The 18,200-nt window shown below is 71.3% G+C and carries 16 protein-coding genes, 1 tRNA gene and 3 pseudogenes; 8 read left to right on the forward strand and 12 right to left on the reverse strand.

Translation table 11 applies throughout. The features are described from left to right. The 4 genes and pseudogenes from AB0305_RS16080 to AB0305_RS16095 form a co-directional block, all read right to left on the reverse strand. Window positions 1-210: pseudogene (locus tag AB0305_RS16080) on the reverse strand (uroporphyrinogen-III C-methyltransferase); the annotation flags it as partial. 2 nt (window positions 211-212) lie between these two features. Continuing rightward, a complete protein-coding gene (locus AB0305_RS16085) occupies window positions 213-950 on the reverse strand; it encodes a hypothetical protein (protein WP_364136917.1) in 738 nt (245 codons plus the stop codon). Beyond that, window positions 919-1,038 (reverse strand) — tRNA-OTHER (locus AB0305_RS16090). Before AB0305_RS16090 ends, AB0305_RS16085 begins: the two co-directional genes overlap by 32 nt. Next, window positions 1,008-1,313 (reverse strand): annotated as a pseudogene (locus AB0305_RS16095) (nitrite reductase (NAD(P)H)); the annotation flags it as partial. The gene AB0305_RS16090 and the pseudogene AB0305_RS16095, both read right to left, overlap by 31 nt. Between AB0305_RS16095 and AB0305_RS16100 the strand changes: the two are divergent. Beyond that, the gene (locus tag AB0305_RS16100; protein ID WP_366173385.1) at window positions 1,203-1,430 is read left to right on the forward strand and encodes a hypothetical protein; all 228 of its coding nucleotides are present in this window, start codon (window positions 1,203-1,205) and stop codon (window positions 1,428-1,430) included. The pseudogene AB0305_RS16095 and the gene AB0305_RS16100 overlap by 111 nt on opposite strands. Before the next feature lie 27 nt (window positions 1,431-1,457). Here the strand turns inward: AB0305_RS16100 and AB0305_RS16105 are convergent. Continuing rightward, a pseudogene (locus AB0305_RS16105) lies at window positions 1,458-2,999 on the reverse strand (FAD-dependent oxidoreductase); the annotation flags it as partial. 143 nt (window positions 3,000-3,142) lie between these two features. On the opposite strand from AB0305_RS16105, the gene nirD reads away from it, so the two are divergent. Then, window positions 3,143-3,526 carry a nitrite reductase small subunit NirD gene (gene nirD / locus AB0305_RS16110; RefSeq protein WP_364136919.1) on the forward strand — a complete coding sequence of 128 codons (384 nt, stop codon included), beginning with the start codon at window positions 3,143-3,145 and terminating at the stop codon, window positions 3,524-3,526. A gap of 61 nt (window positions 3,527-3,587) precedes the next feature. Here nirD and AB0305_RS16115 read toward each other — a convergent pair whose 3' ends face one another. Beyond that, window positions 3,588-5,369: a phospho-sugar mutase gene (locus AB0305_RS16115; RefSeq protein WP_364136921.1), complete on the reverse strand. Its 1,782-nt coding sequence runs from the start codon at window positions 5,367-5,369 to the stop codon at window positions 3,588-3,590. Window positions 5,370-5,544: 175 nt separating this feature from the next. Between AB0305_RS16115 and AB0305_RS16120 the strand changes: the two genes are divergently transcribed. Next, complete coding sequence (locus AB0305_RS16120) at window positions 5,545-6,024, forward strand: Rrf2 family transcriptional regulator (RefSeq protein ID WP_364136923.1); 480 nt, start codon at window positions 5,545-5,547, stop codon at window positions 6,022-6,024. 10 nt (window positions 6,025-6,034) lie between these two features. Here the strand turns inward: AB0305_RS16120 and AB0305_RS16125 are convergent, their stop codons facing one another. Further along, entirely contained in the window at window positions 6,035-6,853 is an 819-nt protein-coding gene (locus AB0305_RS16125; protein ID WP_364136925.1) for a purine-nucleoside phosphorylase, read from the reverse strand. A gap of 83 nt (window positions 6,854-6,936) precedes the next feature. On the opposite strand from AB0305_RS16125, the gene AB0305_RS16130 reads away from it, so the two are divergent. The 4 genes from AB0305_RS16130 (at window position 6,937) to AB0305_RS16145 (ending at window position 10,372) form a co-directional block, all read left to right on the forward strand. Further along, the gene (locus AB0305_RS16130; RefSeq protein WP_364136927.1) at window positions 6,937-8,352 is read left to right on the forward strand and encodes an NAD(P)H-quinone dehydrogenase; all 1,416 of its coding nucleotides are present in this window, start codon (window positions 6,937-6,939) and stop codon (window positions 8,350-8,352) included. 129 nt (window positions 8,353-8,481) lie between these two features. Beyond that, entirely contained in the window at window positions 8,482-9,057 is a 576-nt protein-coding gene (locus tag AB0305_RS16135) for a helix-turn-helix domain-containing protein (protein ID WP_364136929.1), read from the forward strand. Continuing rightward, on the forward strand, window positions 9,054-9,890 hold the full coding sequence (locus tag AB0305_RS16140; RefSeq protein WP_364136931.1) for an SDR family NAD(P)-dependent oxidoreductase: 837 nt from the start codon (window positions 9,054-9,056) through the stop codon (window positions 9,888-9,890). The genes AB0305_RS16135 and AB0305_RS16140 overlap by 4 nt, the downstream gene beginning before the upstream one ends. Next, window positions 9,887-10,372, forward strand: coding sequence for an SRPBCC family protein (locus AB0305_RS16145; protein WP_364136933.1), 486 nt, complete (start codon window positions 9,887-9,889; stop codon window positions 10,370-10,372). The genes AB0305_RS16140 and AB0305_RS16145 overlap by 4 nt, the downstream gene beginning before the upstream one ends. Here AB0305_RS16145 and AB0305_RS16150 read toward each other — a convergent pair. Next, a complete protein-coding gene (locus tag AB0305_RS16150) occupies window positions 10,369-11,826 on the reverse strand; it encodes an aldehyde dehydrogenase family protein (RefSeq protein WP_364136935.1) in 1,458 nt (485 codons plus the stop codon). The two genes, AB0305_RS16145 and AB0305_RS16150, sit on opposite strands and share 4 nt — an antisense overlap. Window positions 11,827-12,081: 255 nt before the next feature. Between AB0305_RS16150 and AB0305_RS16155 the strand changes: the two genes are divergently transcribed. Continuing rightward, window positions 12,082-12,333, forward strand: a complete 252-nt coding sequence (locus AB0305_RS16155; protein WP_290258481.1) for a DUF1272 domain-containing protein — start codon at window positions 12,082-12,084, stop codon at window positions 12,331-12,333. Window positions 12,334-12,370: 37 nt separating this feature from the next. Here the strand turns inward: AB0305_RS16155 and AB0305_RS16160 are convergent, their stop codons facing one another. The 4 genes from AB0305_RS16160 to AB0305_RS16175 all read right to left on the reverse strand — a co-directional run bounded on the left by AB0305_RS16160 (window position 12,371) and on the right by AB0305_RS16175 (window position 18,200). Then, entirely contained in the window at window positions 12,371-12,970 is a 600-nt protein-coding gene (locus tag AB0305_RS16160; RefSeq protein WP_364136937.1) for a PASTA domain-containing protein, read from the reverse strand. 110 nt (window positions 12,971-13,080) lie between these two features. Continuing rightward, window positions 13,081-14,637 (reverse strand): FAD-dependent oxidoreductase, encoded by a 1,557-nt coding sequence (locus AB0305_RS16165; RefSeq protein ID WP_364136939.1) that lies wholly within the window; start codon window positions 14,635-14,637, stop codon window positions 13,081-13,083. Continuing rightward, a complete protein-coding gene (locus AB0305_RS16170; protein WP_364136941.1) occupies window positions 14,634-16,805 on the reverse strand; it encodes a molybdopterin oxidoreductase family protein in 2,172 nt (723 codons plus the stop codon). Before AB0305_RS16170 ends, AB0305_RS16165 begins: the two co-directional genes overlap by 4 nt. Continuing rightward, the gene (locus AB0305_RS16175; protein WP_364136943.1) at window positions 16,806-18,200 is read right to left on the reverse strand and encodes an MFS transporter; all 1,395 of its coding nucleotides are present in this window, start codon (window positions 18,198-18,200) and stop codon (window positions 16,806-16,808) included. It lies immediately after the preceding gene.

The raw sequence follows: 18,200 nt of genomic DNA on the forward strand, positions 1-18,200 counted from the left end.
CCGGTCCAGGCGGGCCGGCCAGCCGGGCTGGCCGTCGTCCACCGCGGCCACCAGGAAGGGCAGCGGCCCCGGAGCCGCCGGGGCGTCCGGGCCGGTGAGGCGGCCGACGACGGCGCCGGCGGCCCGGTAGCGCCGGACGGCCTGCCGTGCGGCGGCGTCGGATCCGGCGACCAGGACGGTCCGGCCGGTGAGTTCGATGCTGAGCTGCATGCTTAGACCCTGCTTTCGGTGGGTTCGCCGGCGGCGGGGCCGGCCGACCTGACGGGGATGGTCGTGGCGATCAGCCGGGAGCGTTTTTCTTCCGCGGTGGCGGGCCGCATCTGGCCGCGGTCGTCGGGGACGAGGGTGATGGAGTCGTCCGCCTGGCCCGGGGCGTTGACGAAGGAGCGGAAGCGGCGCAGCCGGTCCGGGTCCCGCAGGGTCTCGGCCCACTCGTCGACGTAGGTGTCCACGTGTTTGGCCATGGCTGCCTCGAGGTCCGCGGCGATGCCCAGGCTGTCGTGCACCACCACGTCCTCGACGTGGCGGATGCCGCCGTCGAGCTCCTCCTGCCAGCGGGCGGTGCGCTGCAGCCGGTCGGCGGTGCGGATGTAGTACATGAAGTAGCGGTCGATGTAGCGGATCAGCGTCTCGTCGTCGAGGTCCTTGGCGAGAAGCTGCGCGTGCGCCGGGGTGGCGCCGCCGTTTCCGCCGACGTAGAGGTTCCAGCCGTCCGCGGTGGCGATCACGCCGACGTCCTTGCCGCGGGCCTCGGCGCATTCGCGGGCGCAGCCGGAGACCCCCATCTTCAGCTTGTGCGGGCTGCGCAGGCCGCGGTACCGGAGTTCCAGGCGGATGGCCATGGCCACCGAATCCTGCACCCCGAAGCGGCACCAGGTGGACCCGACGCAGGACTTCACGGTGCGCAGGCTCTTGCCGTAGGCCTGGCCGGATTCGAACCCGGCGTCCACCAGCAGCTTCCAGATCTCCGGGAGCTGTTCCAGCCGGGCGCCGAACATGTCGATCCGCTGGCCGCCGGTGATCTTCGTGTACAGGCCGTATTGCTCGGCGACGGCGGCGATCACGCCGAGTTTCTGCGGCGTGATCTCACCGCCCGCGATCCGCGGCACCACCGAGTAGGTGCCGTCCTTTTGCATGTTCGCCAGGGCCCGGTCGTTGGTGTCCTGGAGGGTGCCGCGGCCGGCGTCGAGGACGTATGCGCCGTGCTGGCTGGCGAGGATGTTGGCGATGGTGGGCTTGCAGATATCGCAGCCCTCGCCGCTGCCGTAGCGGTCCATGACGTCCTCGAAGGAGGTCAGTTCCAGGACCCGGATGGCGTCGAAGAGTTCCTGGCGGGAGAGCCCGATGTGTTCGCACAGCGCCGTGGAGACCTCGACGCCGGACTTGGTGAGTTCGCCGTCGAGGAGCTTCTTGAGCATCGGGATGCATGATCCGCAGCTGGTGCCGGCGCGGGTGCAGCCCTTGAGCCCGGGGAGGTCCCGGACCGGTTCGCTGCCCTCGCAGGTGCCGCAGCCGTTGACGGCGTCGCGGATGGTCCCGGCGGCCACGTTGTTGCAGGAGCAGAGGATGGCGTCGTCGGGCAGTTCGGCCGCGAGGGCGTCGACTCCGCCGCCGGCCGCGGTGAGGTAGGCGCCGGGTTCGGCCGGCAGTGCGCGGCCCAGCAGCGGCCGCAGCGCGGTGTACGGGGCGGCGTCGCCGACGAAGATCCCGCCGAGCAGGGTGGCGGCGTCGTCGGTGGTGACGATCTTTTGGTAGACGCCTCGGGCCGGGTCCGCGTAGACGATCTCCAGCGCGTGGTCGGTGCGGGCGAAGGCGTCGCCGAAGCTGGCGACGTCGACGCCGGAGAGCTTGAGTTTGGTGGCGGTGTCGAAGCCGGGGAAGGTCGCGGCGCCGCCGTGCAGCCGGTCCGCGACGATTTCAGCCATCGTGTTCGCCGGCGCTACAAGGCCCAGGCACATGCCGCCGAAGTTGGCCACCTCGCCGATCGCCCAGATTCCGGGGACCTCGGTGCGGCAGTCCTCGCCGATGACGACGCCGCCGCGCGGGCCGAGCCGGAACTGCTGGGGCCCGCCGTCGCCGGTGCGGAACAGCTCGTCGCGGGGCCGCACGCCGACGGCGGCGATGACGATGTCGGCGTCGATCACGCGCCCGTCGGCCAGCAGCACGCCGGTGACCCGGCCGGCGTCGTCGGAGAGCACCTCGGCGGGGAACACGCCGCAGTGGACGGTGAAGCCTTTGGCCTCGATCAGCCGGCCGAGGGCCTGCCCGGCGCCCTCGTCCAGCTGGGTGTTCATCAGCCAGGGGGAGCCGTTGATGACGACCGGGTTGGCGCCGAGCTGGGCGGTGCCGGCCGCCGCCTCCAGGCCCAGCAGGCCGCCGCCGATGGTGACGGCGTTGACCGTGCGGCCCAGCGCCGCGGTGAGGTCCGCGATTTCGGCGTTGATGGCCCGGACGTCCTCCAGCGTGCGGTAGACGTGGGTGTGTTCGGCGCCCGGGATGGGCAGGCGGGCCGCGTCCGAGCCGGTCGCGACCACCAGCTCGTCGTAGGGGTAGACGGTGCCGGCGGCGGTCTGCACCGTTTTCGCGGCGGTGTCGATTCCGGTGGCGCGCTCGCCGGTCCGGAGGGTGAGCGCCCCGTGGTCCCACAGGGAGGGTTCGCCCAGGGTGAGGTCCACGCCGGTATCCGTCAGCGCCTTGCTCAGCGCCACCCGGTCGTAGGGCAGGTGGGCCTCCTCGGTCAGCACGGTGATCTGCCAGCCGGCCAGACCGCGGGCGTGCATGGCCTCCACGAAGCGGTGGGCTGCGGGGCCGCCGCCGGCGACGACGACGCGGCGCGCCGCGGCGGGTGCGGGGGAGGAGGGGCGGGGGCTGGCGGTCTGTCCGGTCACGGGTGGCCTTTCGTTGGGCCGCAGGCGGTGTGCTGCAACATCTCCGGCCAGCCTAGGCAGCGGCAGTTTCGCGTCAGTTTCCCGAATGTTTCGTGGTCTTAACTTCTGCATCACGGACGGGTTTCGGCCCGGGTGAGGTCTCTTTTACCGGCCGGACACATGGGCTGTATGTGGCCGTTACACGATGGTCCTAGCGTGGGGGAATGGCCGCAGCGGCGGCCGGGAAACCGGAAGCAAGCAGGGAGGAGCCCCGGATGACTGCCGTACTGGATGACGCGGCCCGCAGTTTTGCGGAGCAGATGACGGGAACGCACGGGACCGGCTGGCACCGGATCTGCGCGGTGCAGGTCCTGGAGCCAGGCTGGGGTGAGGCGGCACTGGTCGCGGGCCGGCAGGTGGCAGTGTTCCGCACGGCTGGCGGTGAGGTCTTCGCCGTCGACCACGCCGATCCGGCCACCGGCGCGCACGTCATGGCCCGGGGGATTACCGGATCGCGGGGGACCCGGCGGACCCTGGCGTCCCCGTTGCACAAGGAGGTCTACGACCTGCTGACCGGGGAGTGCCTCGGCAACCCGGAGCTGCGGCTGGCAACCTATCCGGCGCGCGCCGTTGACGGCTTCATCGAAATCCGGCTTTAGCCACGGCCCGTATCTCTTGAAGCTGCGTCCCCGCGAGGGGGGCGCTAGAGGCTCAAGGGATTTAGAGGCCCAGGGCCTCGCGCACGTCCGCCAGCACGGCGTCCAGCGCTGCGCGCGCCTCCTGCCGGGCCTGGGGCAGGCCGGCGGCGGATTCCACGCCCCGGATCACCTCCAGGTAGCACTTGAGTTTCGGCTCGGTGCCGCTGGGCCGGATGATCACGCGGCTGCCGTCGCGGGTTAGGTAGAGCAGGCCGTCGGTGGGCGGGAGCTGTTCGCTGCCCTCGGACAGGTCCGCGGCGGTCTCCACGGCGGAGCCGCCGAAGGATTCCGGCGGGCTGACCCGCAGCCGGTTCATCATGGCGTCCAGCAGGCCCAGGTCCGCCACCCGGATGCTGAGCTGGTCGCTGGCGTGCAGGCCGTGCACCAGATACAGCTCGTCGAGGGTGTCGAAGATGGTCCGGCCGGCGGCCTTGGCCGCGGCGGCGAGTTCGGCGATCAGCACGGCGGCTGAGATGCCGTCCTTGTCCCGGACCAGGGACGGGGCCACGCAGTAGCCCAGGGCCTCCTCGTAGCCGTAGAGCAGGTGCGGGACGCGGGCGATCCACTTGAAGCCGGTGAGGGTTTCCTGGTGGTCGTAGCCTGCGGCGGTGGCCACGCGTGCCAGCAGCCGGGAGGAAACGATGGAGTTGGCGAACACGCCGGCGGTATCGCCGTCCTGCGCGGCGCCCGCAACAGCGCTGCCGTGCCCAGTGCCGCCGTCGGCCGCGAGCCGGGCGACGACGTGCGCGCCCAGAAGGGCGCCCACCTCGTCGCCGCGCAGCATCCGCCAGGCGCCGGTGTCCGGGTCCTTGGCAGCCACCGCGGCGCGGTCGGCGTCGGGGTCGTTGGCGATCACGATGTCCGCGTCCACCCGGGCAGCGGTCTCCAGCGCCAGGTCAAGGGCGCCGGGTTCCTCGGGGTTGGGGAAGCTGACGGTGGGGAAGTCCGGGTCCGGGAGGGCCTGCTCGGTGACCAGGGTAACGTCCGCGAAGCCAGCGGCGTTCAGTACCGCGACGGCGGTGTCCCCGCCCACGCCGTGCATGGGGGTCAGGACGATCTTCAGGTCGCGGGCCGGGAAGTGCTCCGGCATCACCAGCGCCGCGACGGCGGCCTGGTAGTCGGTGGCGATGGAGGGCTCCAGGACCGTCCAGCCGTCCTCGGCGAGGGCGATCGACTCGAGTGCACCGACGGCGTCGATCTCGGATGCGATCCGGGCGTCGTAGGGTGCCACGATCTGGGCGCCGCGGCCGGACTCCTCGACGGCGTGCCGGCCCAGGTAGACCTTGTACCCGTTGTCCTGCGGAGGGTTGTGGCTGGCGGTGACCATCACGCCGCCGTCGCAGTCCAGGGCGCGCACGGCGTAGGCGAGCAGCGGGGTGGGCAGTGCGGCGGGCATCAGGAACGTCTCGATGCCGGCGGCGGTGAAGATGGCGGCGGTCTCGCGGGCGAACACGTCCGAGTTGTGCCGGGCGTCGTAGCCGACGACGGCGCGCGGCCGGGTGCCGGCGGCGGCCTGGCCGACGGCGCCGGTGAGGAAGGCGGCGAGCCCTGCGGCGGCGCGCCGGACCACTACGCGGTTCATCCGGTTCGGGCCGGGGCCGAGGGCGGCGCGGAGGCCTGCCGTGCCGAACTCCAGGGTGCCGCTGAAGCTGTCTGCGAGTTCCTGGCGGGCGCCGGGAGCGCCTTCCTCGGTGAGGCGGATGAGCTCGGCCAGGGCGGCGGCGGTGGCCGGATCCGGGTCCTGTCCGGCCCAGGCGCGGGCTTCGCCCAGGAGATCGTTCAGTGCGGCATCGGAAGACGTCATGAATACCAAACTAGCGGCAAACCGGGGGCCGGCGCGCCGCGACAAGCGCGGGCGGCCTTACAGTTCCATTACGTCCGGACCCTCCGCAGGGCTGGCTCAGGATTGCCGCAGGAGACCCCCACAGGGCCCCTCGGCCCGTTGACACCCCAATTTCCGGACACATAGCGTCTGGAATATGAGGATGGGGCGAGGGGTGGAATGGGCGCTGCACGCGTGCGTCGCCATGTCCTGGACCCCCGCCGGCGAGGCCGTCAACAGCGGCCGGATCGCCGCCCTGTATAACCTGCCCGCCGCCTACCTGAACAAGCAGCTGCAGGCGCTGGTCCGGGACGGGATCCTGGTCTCGGTCTCCGGCCCGCGCGGCGGGTTCGCGCTGGCCCGGCGGCCGGATGCCATCACCGTCCTGGACGTGGTGCTGGCCATCGAGGGCCAGGAACCGGCCTTCCGCTGCGAGGGCATCCTGGGCAACGTCCCGGGCGCCGCGACGCGGGACGACTTCACCCGGTCCTGCCTGGTCTCCCAGACGATGCGGCAGGCGGAACTGGTGTGGCGGCAGACCCTGGCCCGGCAGACCATCGCCGGGATCGCCGACTCGATGGAGCGGCGGTTCCCGGAGGACCGGGCCCGGACCGTGGCGCAGCTGGCGGCAGGCTGAGCCGGCCGACTTAGAGCTTGGCGATGATCTCCGCGAGCAGCTTGGAGATGCGCGGGCCCGCGGCCTGGCCGGCCTCGAGGACCTCTTCGTGGCTCAGCGGTACCGGGCTGATGCCGGCGGCGAGGTTGGTCACCAGCGAGATGCCGAAAACCTCCATGCCCGCGTGACGTGCGGCGATGGCCTCCAGCGCGGTGGACATGCCCACCAGGGAAGCGCCGATCCGCTTGGCATACTGCACCTCGGCCGGGGTTTCGTAGTGCGGGCCGGTGAACTGCGCGTAGACGCCCTCGTCCAGGCTTGAATCCACCTCGCGGGCCAGGCCACGGATGCGTGAGGAGTAGAGGTCGGTCAGGTCCACGAAGGTGGCGCCCTCCAGCGGGGAGGTAGCGGTTAGGTTGATGTGGTCGCTGATCAGCACCGGTGTACCGGGAGCCCAGTCTTCGTTCAAGCCCCCGCAGCCGTTGGTGAGGACCAGGGTCTTGCAGCCGGCGGCGGCGGCGGTCCGGACCCCGTGCACCACGGCGCGGACGCCCTTGCCCTCGTAGTAGTGCGTGCGCGCGCCGAGCACCAGGGCGCGCTTGCCCTCGCGGGTGAGAACCGAGCGGATGGTGCCTACGTGGCCCACCACCGACGGGGCGGAGAAGCCCGGGACCTCGTCCGCGGACAGGGTGGCGGTGGTCTCGCCGATCAGTTCGGCGGCGTCCCCCCAGCCCGAGCCCAGCACCAGGGCGATGTCGTGGCTGTCGACGCCGGTCTCCTCCGCGATGTAGTCGGCGGCGGCGCGGGCGGCGTCGAAGGGGTCAGTGTTCAGGAATTCCGTGTTGCTCACTGGAACAAGCTACCCTGCCGCCCCCGCGCTGCCCAGCACCGTGGCTTGGTGGCGCCGGTCCGGATGATGGAGAATGGATGATTGTGACTACGCATCCCGATTTCAGTGCACCCCGTATCGCGATTCTCGGCGGAGGGCCGGGTGGCTACGAGGCGGCCATGGTCGCCGCCTCGCTGGGAGCGCAGGTCACCATCATCGAGCGCGCCGGCCTCGGCGGCTCCGCCGTGCTCACCGACGTCGTCCCCTCCAAGACCCTGATCGCCACCGCGGACCTGATGACCCGCGTGGGCGAGGCGGGGGAGCTGGGCGTGAAGTTCGACGTCGACGGCGGCGACTGCATGCCCACCATGCGCGCGGACCTCAAGCACATCAACGACCGGCTCCTCGGCCTGGCCCGGCAGCAGTCCGCCGACATCCAGCGCGGCCTCGAGGGCCAGGGCGTCCGCATCATGCTCGGCTCCGGCAAGATGCTCGACAACCACACGATCGAGGTCCTGACCGCGGAGGGCGTGGAGACGGTCGAGGCGGACGCGGTCCTGCTCGCCGTCGGCGCCCACCCGCGCGAACTGCCCACCGCCCGCCCGGACGGCGAACGCATCCTGAATTGGGCGCAGATCTACAACCTCGACGAGCTGCCCGAGGAATTGATCGTGGTGGGCTCCGGCGTCACCGGCGCCGAATTCGCCTCCGCGTACAACGGCCTGGGCTCCAAGGTCACCCTGATCTCCTCCCGCGACCGGGTCCTGCCCGGCTCCGACGCGGACGCCGCCGAGGTCCTCGAGGGCGTCTTCGAACGCCGCGGCGTGACCGTGCTGTCCCGGGCCCGCGCCGAAACCGTGGAACGCACGGACGACGGCGTCATCGTTACGTTGGCGGACGGCTCGACCGTCCGCGGCAGCCACTGCCTGGTGGCCGTCGGGTCCATCCCGAACACCGCGGGGATCGGCCTGGAGGATGCCGGCGTCGCGCTGACCGAGAGCGGCCACATCAAGGTCGACGGCGTCTCCCGCACCACCGCCCCGAACATCTACGCCGCCGGCGACTGCACCGGCGTCCTGGCGCTGGCCTCCGTCGCCGCCATGCAGGGCCGGATCGCCATCGCCCACTTCCTCGGCGACAGCGTCGCCCCGCTGAAGCTGCACCAGGTGGCGTCCAACATCTTCACCTCGCCCGAGATCGCCAACGTGGGCGTGTCCGAGGCGGACATCGACTCCGGCAAGTACCAGGGCGACGTCGTCAAGCTCTCGCTGCGCAGCAACGCCCGCGCCAAGATGCGCAACCACCGCGACGGCTTCATCAAGATCTTCGCCCGCAAGGGCTCCGGCACCGTGATCGGCGGCGTCGTCGTAGGCCCCAACGCCTCCGAGCTGATCTTCCCGATCTCGCTGGCCGTGACACAGAAGATGCACGTCGACGACGTCGCCAGCACCTTCACGGTCTACCCGTCCCTGAGCGGATCGATCTCCGAGGCGGCCCGCCGCCTGCACGTGCACATGTAGCACCGCTCCACCCACGGTCCGAACGCCGGCGCCCCTCGGGGCCGCCGGCGTTCGGCGTTTAACCGGCGCCAGGGCATCCCGGACACGGCATGCTTTACATTCTGACGTTTAATGCCTAAAGTGTCAGGCATGAGCGACCGCAGTGCTGACATCGTCGGGGCCGCCTACGTGTGCTTCACCCGGCACGGGGCCCGCCGCACCACCATGAACGACATCGCCGGGCAGGCCGGAGTCTCCCGGCCCGCGCTGTACCAGTACTTCCGCAGCAAGGAAGACGTCTTCCGCGCCCTGGTCGAACGCCTGCTGGCCGACGCCCGCGCCGCCTCGGAGGCGGCCGCGGCTGCCGGCACGGCGCCGGAGGAGCGGCTGGCGGGAATCCTGCTGGCCAAGCTGGAGCTGGTGATGCGGATCTGGCGGGACAGCCCGGCACACGCCGCCGAGCTGCTGGGTGTGGAAACCCGGCTCGCCCCCGAGGCGCTGGGGCGGTACGACGAGGCGATGCTGGATCTGCTCACCCGCACCGTACAGGAGGCCTATCCCGGCGCCGATGCCCGGGACGCGGCCGAAATGCTGTTCGCCTTCACCCGCGGCCTGGAAGCAGGCGTCGCCGCCCCCGACGCGCTCCCGGACCGGCTGCGCCGCGGCGTGGCCATCTTCACCGCAGGCTTCACCATCTATCCCCACGAACCCAAGGACCAGCCATGACCACCGCAGTTCTGATCACCGGAGCCTCCTCCGGCATCGGCCGGGCCGCCGCCGAACGGCTGCTCAAACGGCCCGGCTTCACCGTCTACGCCACCGCGCGTCGGCCCGAAACCCTCGCCGTGCTCGCCGACGCCGGCGCCACCGTCCTGCCCCTGGACGTCACCGACGAGGACTCCATGGCCGCGGCCGTCCGCACCGTGGAGGAACGGCACGGCAGCGTGGGTATCCTCATCAACAACGCCGGCTACGGCGAATACGGCACCATCGAGGAAGCGGACCTGGACGCCGTCCGCCGCCAGTTCGAGACGAACGTCTTCGGCTTCTCCCGGATGATCCAGCTGGTGCTGCCCGGCATGCGCGCCGCATGCTCCGGCCGGATCGTCAACATCGGGTCCATGGGCGGCCGTGTCACCTTCCCGGTGGGCGGCTACTACCACGCCAGCAAGTACGCCGTGGAGGCCATCACCGACGCGCTGCGCTTCGAGACGGCGCCCTTCGGCATCAGCACTTCGCTGATCGCCCCCGGCCTGATCCGCACCGGCTTCGGCGCCACCGCCGCCCGCACCCTCGCCGCCTCCGGCGCCGACGGCGGCCCGTACGCCCAGCTCCGGGCCGCGGCCGACGAGCAGATGGCCGTCTCCTACGCATCCCCGCTGCTGGCCGCGGAGCCCGACGCCGTGGCCGCCGTCGTCGAACACGCCGCGACGGCTCGCAAACCCCGGTCCCGCTACACCGTCACCCCCGCCGCCAAGGCGATCGTCCAGTCCCGCCGCTTCCTCGGCTCGGGCCTCTTCGACGCCTACCTCCGTCTTCAGTTCAGGAGCAGCAAGTGAACCCCACCACCGATTGGCCCGCCGGCTTCGACCCCGCCTCGGCCCGGGTGTACGCCTATAACGAGCTCCGCACCGACCTCACGCCGGAGCAGCTCTGGCCCGTACTGATCGAGGCGCCGCGCTGGCCGGCCTGGTACCGCAATGCCAAGGACGTGGTGCTCGACGGCGGCGGCACGGAACTTGAGGCCTCGTCCCGGTTCGACTGGACCACCTTCGGCCTGCGCGTGGCCAGCACGGTCCGCGAGTTCGCCCCCTGCACCCGGCTCGGCTGGGAGGGCGCCGGCCGCGGCTCCACCGGCTACCACCGCTGGGACCTGCAGCGCACGGACGACGGCGGCACCCTGATCGTCACCGAGGAGGTCCAGGGCGGCGTCCTCGCGACGCTGCTGGGACCGGTGGTCCGGCGCAGCATCGAGAAGCAGCACCAGCACTGGCTCGAGGCCCTGGTGGAGACCGCCGCCGCGCGGGTGGCCCGCTCCTAAAACGGATAGGGCGCGATGTCCGGCCGCATGGTGAGCCACTGGATCTCGGTGAAGGACTCCATGTTGGCGTGATGGCCGCCGATCCGGGAGCCGTTGCCGGAGTTCTTCGTGCCGCCGAAGGGGGAGTTGGCCTCGTCGGAGACGGTCTGTTCGTTGATGTGGACCTTGCCGGAGTCCAGCCGGTCGGCGATGGTCATGGCCAGGCCGACGTCGCCCAGGATGCCGATGGAGAGGCCGTATTCGTTGTCGTTGGCCAGTGCCACGGCCTCGTCCACGGTGGAGAACTTCATCACCGGGGCCACCGGGCCGAAGATTTCGTCCTTCCAGGCGGGGCTGTCCGTGTCCAGGTCCACCAGCACGGCCGGCTGGTAGAAGCGGCCGTCGTGGGTGCCGCCCGCGGCGAGCTTCGCGCCGGCGGCGACGGCGTCCCGGACGATCCCGTCCACCCGCTGAAGCTGGCGTTCATCGATCACCGGGCCGAGCGCCACGGTGCCGCTTTTCGGGTCGCCCACGGGCAGGTGCGCGGCCTTCTCGGAGAGGGCGGCGACGTATTCGTCGTAGATGTCCTCGTGCACGATGTGACGGCCGGCGGCCATGCAGATCTGGCCCTGGTGCATGAAGGACCCGAACGCGGCGGCGGAGGCCGCCTTGGCGATGTCCGCACCGGGCAGGACGATCAGGGCGTTGTTGCCGCCCAGTTCCAGGTGGGCGCGCTTGAGTAGCCGGCCGGCGGTCTCGCCAATTTTCCGGCCGGCCGCCGTCGAACCCGTGAACGCGATCACGCGCACCCCCTCGGCCTCGACGACGGCGGCACCCACCTCCGCGCCGCCGGGGAGCAGCGAGAGGAGCCCCGGCGGGAGCCCGGCCTCCTCGAAGATGCGGATGACGCTGACGCCGCCGCACACCGTGGTCCGCGGATCCGGCTTGAGCAGCACGGCGTTGCCGAGGGCCAGGGCCGGGGCGACGGCGCGGATGGAGAGGATCAGCGGGAAGTTGAACGGGGAGATCACGGAGACGACGCCGACGGGCCGGCGGCGGGCAAAGGACCAGCGGTTTTCGTTGGAGGTCAGGACATCCCCGGCCGGCAGCGAGGGCAGCGCGGAGGCCTCGTAGCATTCGTTGGCGGCGATGTGCGTTTCCAGGCCGGCCTTGGGAGGGATGCCGCCGGATTCGCGGACGATCCAGTCCTGGATGTCGGCGGCGTGCTCCTCCCAGAGCTGCCCGGCGCGGCGCAGGACGGCGGCACGCTCCTCCGGATTCCGGGCAGCCCATTCCTTTTGAGCCTTCGCCGCCGTGGCGGCGGCCTCCCGGACGTCGTCCGCCGAGGCGACCCCGTAGCTGCCCAGCTCCTCGCCCGTGGCCGGCTCGACGGCGGTGCCGGTCCCGCCGCCCCCGTCCCGCCAGCCGTTGAGGTAGATCTTGCCGTTCCAGAGGGCGGAGTCGAGCAGGGACATTCGTTGTCCTTTCGGCGTTCCGGACGGCGGGCGTCCGGCAGAGGAGTGGTCCGGGATCAGTTCCCGTCCATCACATGCTGTCCGGACGCCGCCGTCAAGAGCCGTTCCACGCTGTGTGCGCGGTGTTGGACATGTCTACGGCCGTGATCAGCACCGGGCGGGGCGCCGAGCTTCAGCAGCAGCCAGCCGGCGGTGCTGGGTTTGCTTGAGCCCCAGCCGTCCGGCGCATTAGTTACCGGCCGGTAGGCTGGTCGCATGCTTGAGATCCGACCGAACTGCGAATGCTGCGATCGCGACATCGCGCCCACCGACGAGGCCTACATCTGCACCTTCGAGTGCACGTGGTGCCCCGGTTGCGTCGCCCGTTTCCGCGACGGGGCGTGCCCCAACTGCGGTGGTAACCTCGAGCGGCGTCCGGTCAGGCCGGCCGCGGCCCTCGTCGCCAACCCGGCCAGCACGCTGCGGGTCGTCTCGCCCAGCTGCCAGGAACGCCTGACCGGAGTGTAGGTGCCGGGCCACAGGGTGGCCCGGCACCTTTCTCGGGCTAGTTTCTGATGCCTCCGTGACCGCTGCAAGCGCCCCGACGGGTTGAAGACGGCCATGCGTAGCCGTCCTTGCAGATGATTCCGCCATAGACGGGCGGAGCCTGAACCGGTGCCGGCGGGACATAGGCCGGTGCCGGCGGAACGTAGGCGGGAGCGGGCGGCTCAGCCACCGCCGGAGGAGCGGCCGGGACCACCGGCGCGAGCGGAGCCTCTACGACCTTGACCGGAGTCGGCGTCGGAGTCGGTGTCGGCGTCGGGGTGGAGTCGGTGAGGTGATGGACCCCCAGTTCAACGGTCGCGCCCTTGTCTACCTTGGTGCCTTCCGCTGTGCCCTGGCGGGCGACGGTCCAGTTGCTTTTGACCATGATCGACTTGCCGTTATCAACGTCGGTTGCCTTGACCTTGAGACCCAGATCCTGAAGTTGGTTCGTGGCCTTGTCCAGGGTCATCCCGACCAGGCCGGGAACGGAGATGGCGCCTTCCACAGCCGCGGCTGCGGAAATGCTGGGTGATGCTTCAGATGGTGCGGACATCTGCTTGCCGCCGCACCCGGTGAGCAGAAGCCCGGTGAGCACGACAAATGCGAGTGATTTCTTCAAAATTTCCCCCTTGGAAGGCGGCGCCTGAGACTGGGCCGCTGTCATAAGCTACCAGCTGTTCAGGCCGGTCTCAGGTTCGCGACGTCGGCGCACCCCCACCGGGCCGCTCCCTACGCCACCGCCGCCTGGAAGTGCTTTTCGATCAGGCCCCTGATCTCGTCGTGGCAGCTGCCGCAGCCGGTGCCGGCGCGGGTGGTCCCGGAGACCTCGGCAACTGTCGAGCATCCGGAGGAAACGGCTGAAGCAATGGCTGTTCCGCTGATCCCGGCGCAGCGGCAAACGGTCCGCGCCGGGTCGTGGGCGGCCTGCGAGGTATTAGCCTCCGGACCGTCCAGCCTGAGCAACAGCGACCGGTCCGCCGGTAGTTCCGCACCGCGTTCGAAGAGCTGCACCAGCTCGGCCGCGGTGCGGGGCATCCCGACGGCCACCAAACCCTCAAGTACCCCGGCGCGGGTGGACATTTTGACGTAGCGGCCGTGCTCGGGGTCGGCCCATTGCGAGACCTGCAGCCGTGGCCGGTCCGTGGCCGACCCGGAACACAGCGCCTCCTCGTCCCAAGGATCCGCGGTGACGTCACCGGCCACGGCCATGGTCAGCCCGCGCGCCTTGAGCACCACCACGGCTGGCTGTTCCGAAGGTAGCGGCGGCATCGCCTGAGCCTCCGCAAGAGCACCGGACGCCAGCAGAGTGAGGTAGCCGGCCAGCCACTCGGCCTGGCGCCATCCCGGCCCCACCAGTCCGGACGGTCCGCGGGGAACCCGGCAGTCCACGCAGTCCGGATCGGGGCAGCGGACCTCCGCGCAGTCCCCGACGGCGAAGACGTGCGGCTCGTGGTGCGCGCGAAGCCGGTGGTCCACCAGGATGCCGGCCGCCGTCGGCAGCCCGCAGCCCTCCGCGAGCTCAACGCGGGGCCGCACGCCGCAGGACAGCACCAGCAGGTCCCCGTCGATCGCGGAGCCGTCGTCCAGCAGCAGCGCGGAGAAGCCGCCGTCGTCGTCCGTCTCCACGCCCACGGATCGAGCATTGCCGGCCATCCGCACCCCGCAGTTCCGCAGCGATGCCGCCAGCACGGCCCCGCCGCCGCGGTCGATGCTGCGGCCCAGCGGGAACGGGCCATTGTGCACCACGGTCACGGTGGCGCCCTCCTCGGCGGCGGCCAGGGCGGTTTCCAGGCCCAGGACACCGCCGCCTAGGACCACCACGCGTTTGCCGCCGGCCACCGCTGCGTGCAGCGCCGCCGCATCACCCAGGTCGCGTAGCGCGGTCACCCCGGGCGGAAGGGCGGGCCGTCCGGGATCCGGGTTCAGCCCGGTGAGGTTGGGAATCACGGGCCGGGCGCCGGTGGCGAACACCAGCCGGTCATAGCGCGGGGTGCTGCCGTCGCTGAGCAGGAGCAGGCGGCGGGCCCGGTCCACCCGGCGGACCCGCACGCCCAGCCGGACGTCGACGCCCGCGGCCACCAGGGACGCCGCATCGGCAAGGGCCAGGGCGTCCGCGCTGGTCCGGCCGACGCCCAAGTCCGCCACCAGCACCCGGTTGTAGGCGGCCACCGGTTCCTCGCCGACCACGGTCAGCTCCACCACCCCGGACGCCACCGCCGGCAGCAGTTCATCGACCAGCCTCGCCGCAACCGGGCCGAAGCCCACCACCACAACACGCTCGCTCATGAGGCACCTTCACTCTGCAGGGCCACGGCGGGCGCTGCGGCAGCAATCGGCCGCACCCACACCTGGCTGGTCTTGAATTCCGGCATCCCGGAGACGGGGTCCGTTACGGCCTCCGTGAGCCGGTTCGCGCTCTCCACCCCGGCGAAATGGAACGGCAGGAACACGGTTTCCGGGCGGATGTCCGGGCTGACGTCGGCGCGGCACAGCACCTCACCGCGGCCGTTCGCCACGAGCACCAGGCCGCCGTCGTCGATGCCCTGCGCCGCGGCGGCCGAGGGATGCAGCTGCAGCCGCGCCTCGGGCCGTGCGTCCACCAACGCGGGCACACGCCGGGTCTGGGCTCCCGACTGGTAATGCTCCAGCCAGCGTCCGGTCACCAGGGTCATCGGGGCGCCCCCGTCGCCGGAACCCGCGGAACCTGCGGAACCGGCCGAGTCGGCGGACGGCGTACGACGCCGGGGCGTCACCGGCGTGAACACCGCACGTCCGTCGGGATGGGCGAAGGCATCCAGGAACAACCGCGGCGTCCCGGCGCTGCCCGCGGGATACGGCCAGTAGGCCTCCTCGCCGCGGTCCAGCATCGCGTAATCGATCCCGGAGTAGTCTGCCGGTCCGCCGGCGGAGGCCCGGCGGAGTTCCTCGAACACCGTCTCCGGGTCCTCGCTGAAGGTCGACGGCGCGTCCAGCAACTCGGCCAGCCGGGCCATGATCCACAATTCACTGCGGACCCCGGCCGGGGGAGTCACGGCCCGGCGGCGGCGCAGCACCCGGCCCTCGAGGTTGGTCACCGTACCCTCCTCCTCGGCCCACTGGGTCACCGGCAGGATCAGGTCCGCCTCGGCCGCCGTCTCGGAGACGAAGAAGTCGCAGACCACCAGGAAATCCAGCCGACGCAGGCCCGCGGTCACGGCGTTCGCATCCGGGGCGGACACCGCAACGTTGGCGCCGTGCACGAAGAGGCAGCGGACGCCGTCGGGCTGTCCCAGGGAGGCAAGGAGATCGACGGCGGGGACCCCGGGACCCGGGATCAGCGCCTCGGGAACTCCCCAGACGCCCGCGACGTGGGCCCGCGCCGCGGGGTCGGTGATCTTCCGGTAGCCGGGCAGCTGGTCCGCCTTCTGGCCGTGTTCGCGCCCGCCTTGTCCGTTTCCCTGGCCGGTCAGCGTTCCGTAGCCGCTCCGGGCCGAACCCGGCAGGCCCAGCAGCAGGGCCAGGTTGATCGCGGCGGTGGCGGTGTCCGTCCCGTCCACGTGTTGTTCCACGCCGCGGCCGGTCAGGACGTAGCTGCCGCCGCGGCGCGCACCGTCGGCCAGCCGCCGGGCGGTCTCGCGGACCAGGCCGGCCGGCACTCCGGTGAGGGACTGCACCCGCTCGGGCCAGAAGCCAGCCACGCTGGGGGCTAGGGCCGGGTAGCCGGCCGTGCGCTTGGCGATGTAGGCGTGATCCGCCAGGCCCTCGTGGATCACCACATGTGCCAGCCCCAGCAGCAGGGCGAGATCGCTGCCCGGCAGCGGCTGCAGGTGCAGTCCGGCGCCGTCGGACGTCAACGCGGCCGTCGCGGAGCGCCGCGGGTCGACGACGATCAGGCCGCCGGCGTCGCGCGCCCCGCGCAGGTGCTGCACGAACGGGGGCATCGTCTCCGCCACGTTGGAGCCCAGCAGGAGCACGGTCGACGCACCGTCCAGGTCGGCCACCGGGAACGGCAGCCCACGGTCCAGGCCGAACGCGCGGATCCCGGCCGCCGCGGCGGAGGACATGCAGAACCTGCCGTTGTAATCGATCCGCGAGGTCCCCAGCCCCAGCCGCGCGAACTTGCCCAGCTGGTACGCCTTCTCGTTGGTCAGCCCGCCGCCGCCAAACACGCCGACGGCGTCCGGGCCGTGGGCGCCCCGGGTCTTCCGAACCGCGGTGGCGATGAGGTTTAAGGCGGCATCCCAGTCGACCGGCCGGTGCACGCCGTCGGCGCCCCTGAGAAGCGGTTCGGTGACCCGCCCGGGGTGCTCGAGCAATGACGTCGAGGTCCAGCCCTTCCGGCAGAGCCCGCCACGGTTGGTAGGAAACTCCCTGCCGGTCACCTCGAGCGGGACCTCCGCGGCCCCCGGCACGGTCAGCGTCATGGCACACTGCAGGGCGCAGTACGGGCAGTGGGTCGCGGCGCCGTCGGCCATCTAGACGTGCCCCTTGCCGTGCCGGGCGGGGCGCAGGTAGCAGGCCCAGCACACGGCCAGCATCAGGACGTAGGCCGCCACGAAGCCGTAGAACGCCGGCGTGTAGGAGCCGGTGGCGGTGTTCGCGGCGTTGAGTACCTGCGGGATCACGAAGCCGCCGTAGGCGCCGATCGCCGAGATCAGCCCCAGCGCCGAGGATGCCAGTTTCTGCGTGGCCGCCGGAGCGGCCCCGGTGCGGGCGGCGCGGCTGTGCAGTGCGAAGATCACCGGAATCATCCGGTAGGTGGCGCCGTTGCCGAAGCCGCTGGCGGTGAAGAGGGCCAGGAACAGGACCAGGAAGAGCCAGAAGTTCTTCAGCGGCAGCGTCCACACCACGGTCAGGGTGATGGCGGCCATCGCCGCGAACGCGGCCACGGTCATCCGCGCCCCGCCCAGCCGGTCCGCCATCCGTCCGCCGTAGGGCCGCGCCAGGGATCCCACCAGCGGGCCCAGGAAGGCCAGGGACAGCGCCACGGTTCCCACCCCGAAGGAGGAGAACGCCGGGAAGTAATCCTTGATCAGCTTGGGAAAGACGCCCGCGAAGCCGATGAACGAGCCGAAGGTGCCGATGTACAGCAGCGCCATCACCCACAGGTGGGGTTCCCGGACCGCGGCGAGGGAGCCGGCCACGTCACCCTTGGCGCTGGTGAGGTTGTCCATGTACTTCCAGGCGCCGAATGCCGCCAGCAGGATCAGTGGCACCCACATCAGCCCGGCCACGGGCAGGTTGATGGTGCCGGCGGCCAGCAGGGTGACGGCGACCGGGACGGCCAGCTGGGCGACGGCGGCGCCCAGGTTTCCGCCGGCGGCGTTCAGGCCCAGCGCCCAGCCCTTTTCCCGGGCCGGGTAGAAGAAGCTGATGTTCGCCATCGAGCTGGCGAAGTTGCCGCCGCCGAAACCGGCCAGGGCGGCCACCAGCAGCATGACGCCGAACGGGGTGCCCGGGTTGGCCACGCAGAACGCCAGCCCGGTGGAGGGGACCAGCAGCAGGAGCGCCGAGACGACCGTCCAGTTTCGGCCGCCGAAGCGCGGGACCATGAAGGTGTACGGGATGCGCAGGGTCGCTCCGACCAGGCTGGGCATCGAGATGAGCCAGAAGATCTCATTGGTGGAGAAACGGAAACCGGCCGTCGGTAGCTGCACGACTACGATCGACCAGAGCTGCCAGACCACGAAGCCCAGGAACTCCGCGAAGATGGACCAGTTCAGGTTCCGCCGGGCGATCCCACGCCCCACCGACTCCCACTGGGCCGGGTTCTCGGCGTCCCAGTTGGCGATCCAGCGGCCGGGCCGGTGTTCCAGGGCGGGAACGGTCGGGGGAGTGAGGGTGGCGGTGTCTGCGGTGCGTTCTGTCAC

The sequence above is a fragment of the Arthrobacter sp. NPDC080086 genome, from assembly GCF_040702285.1.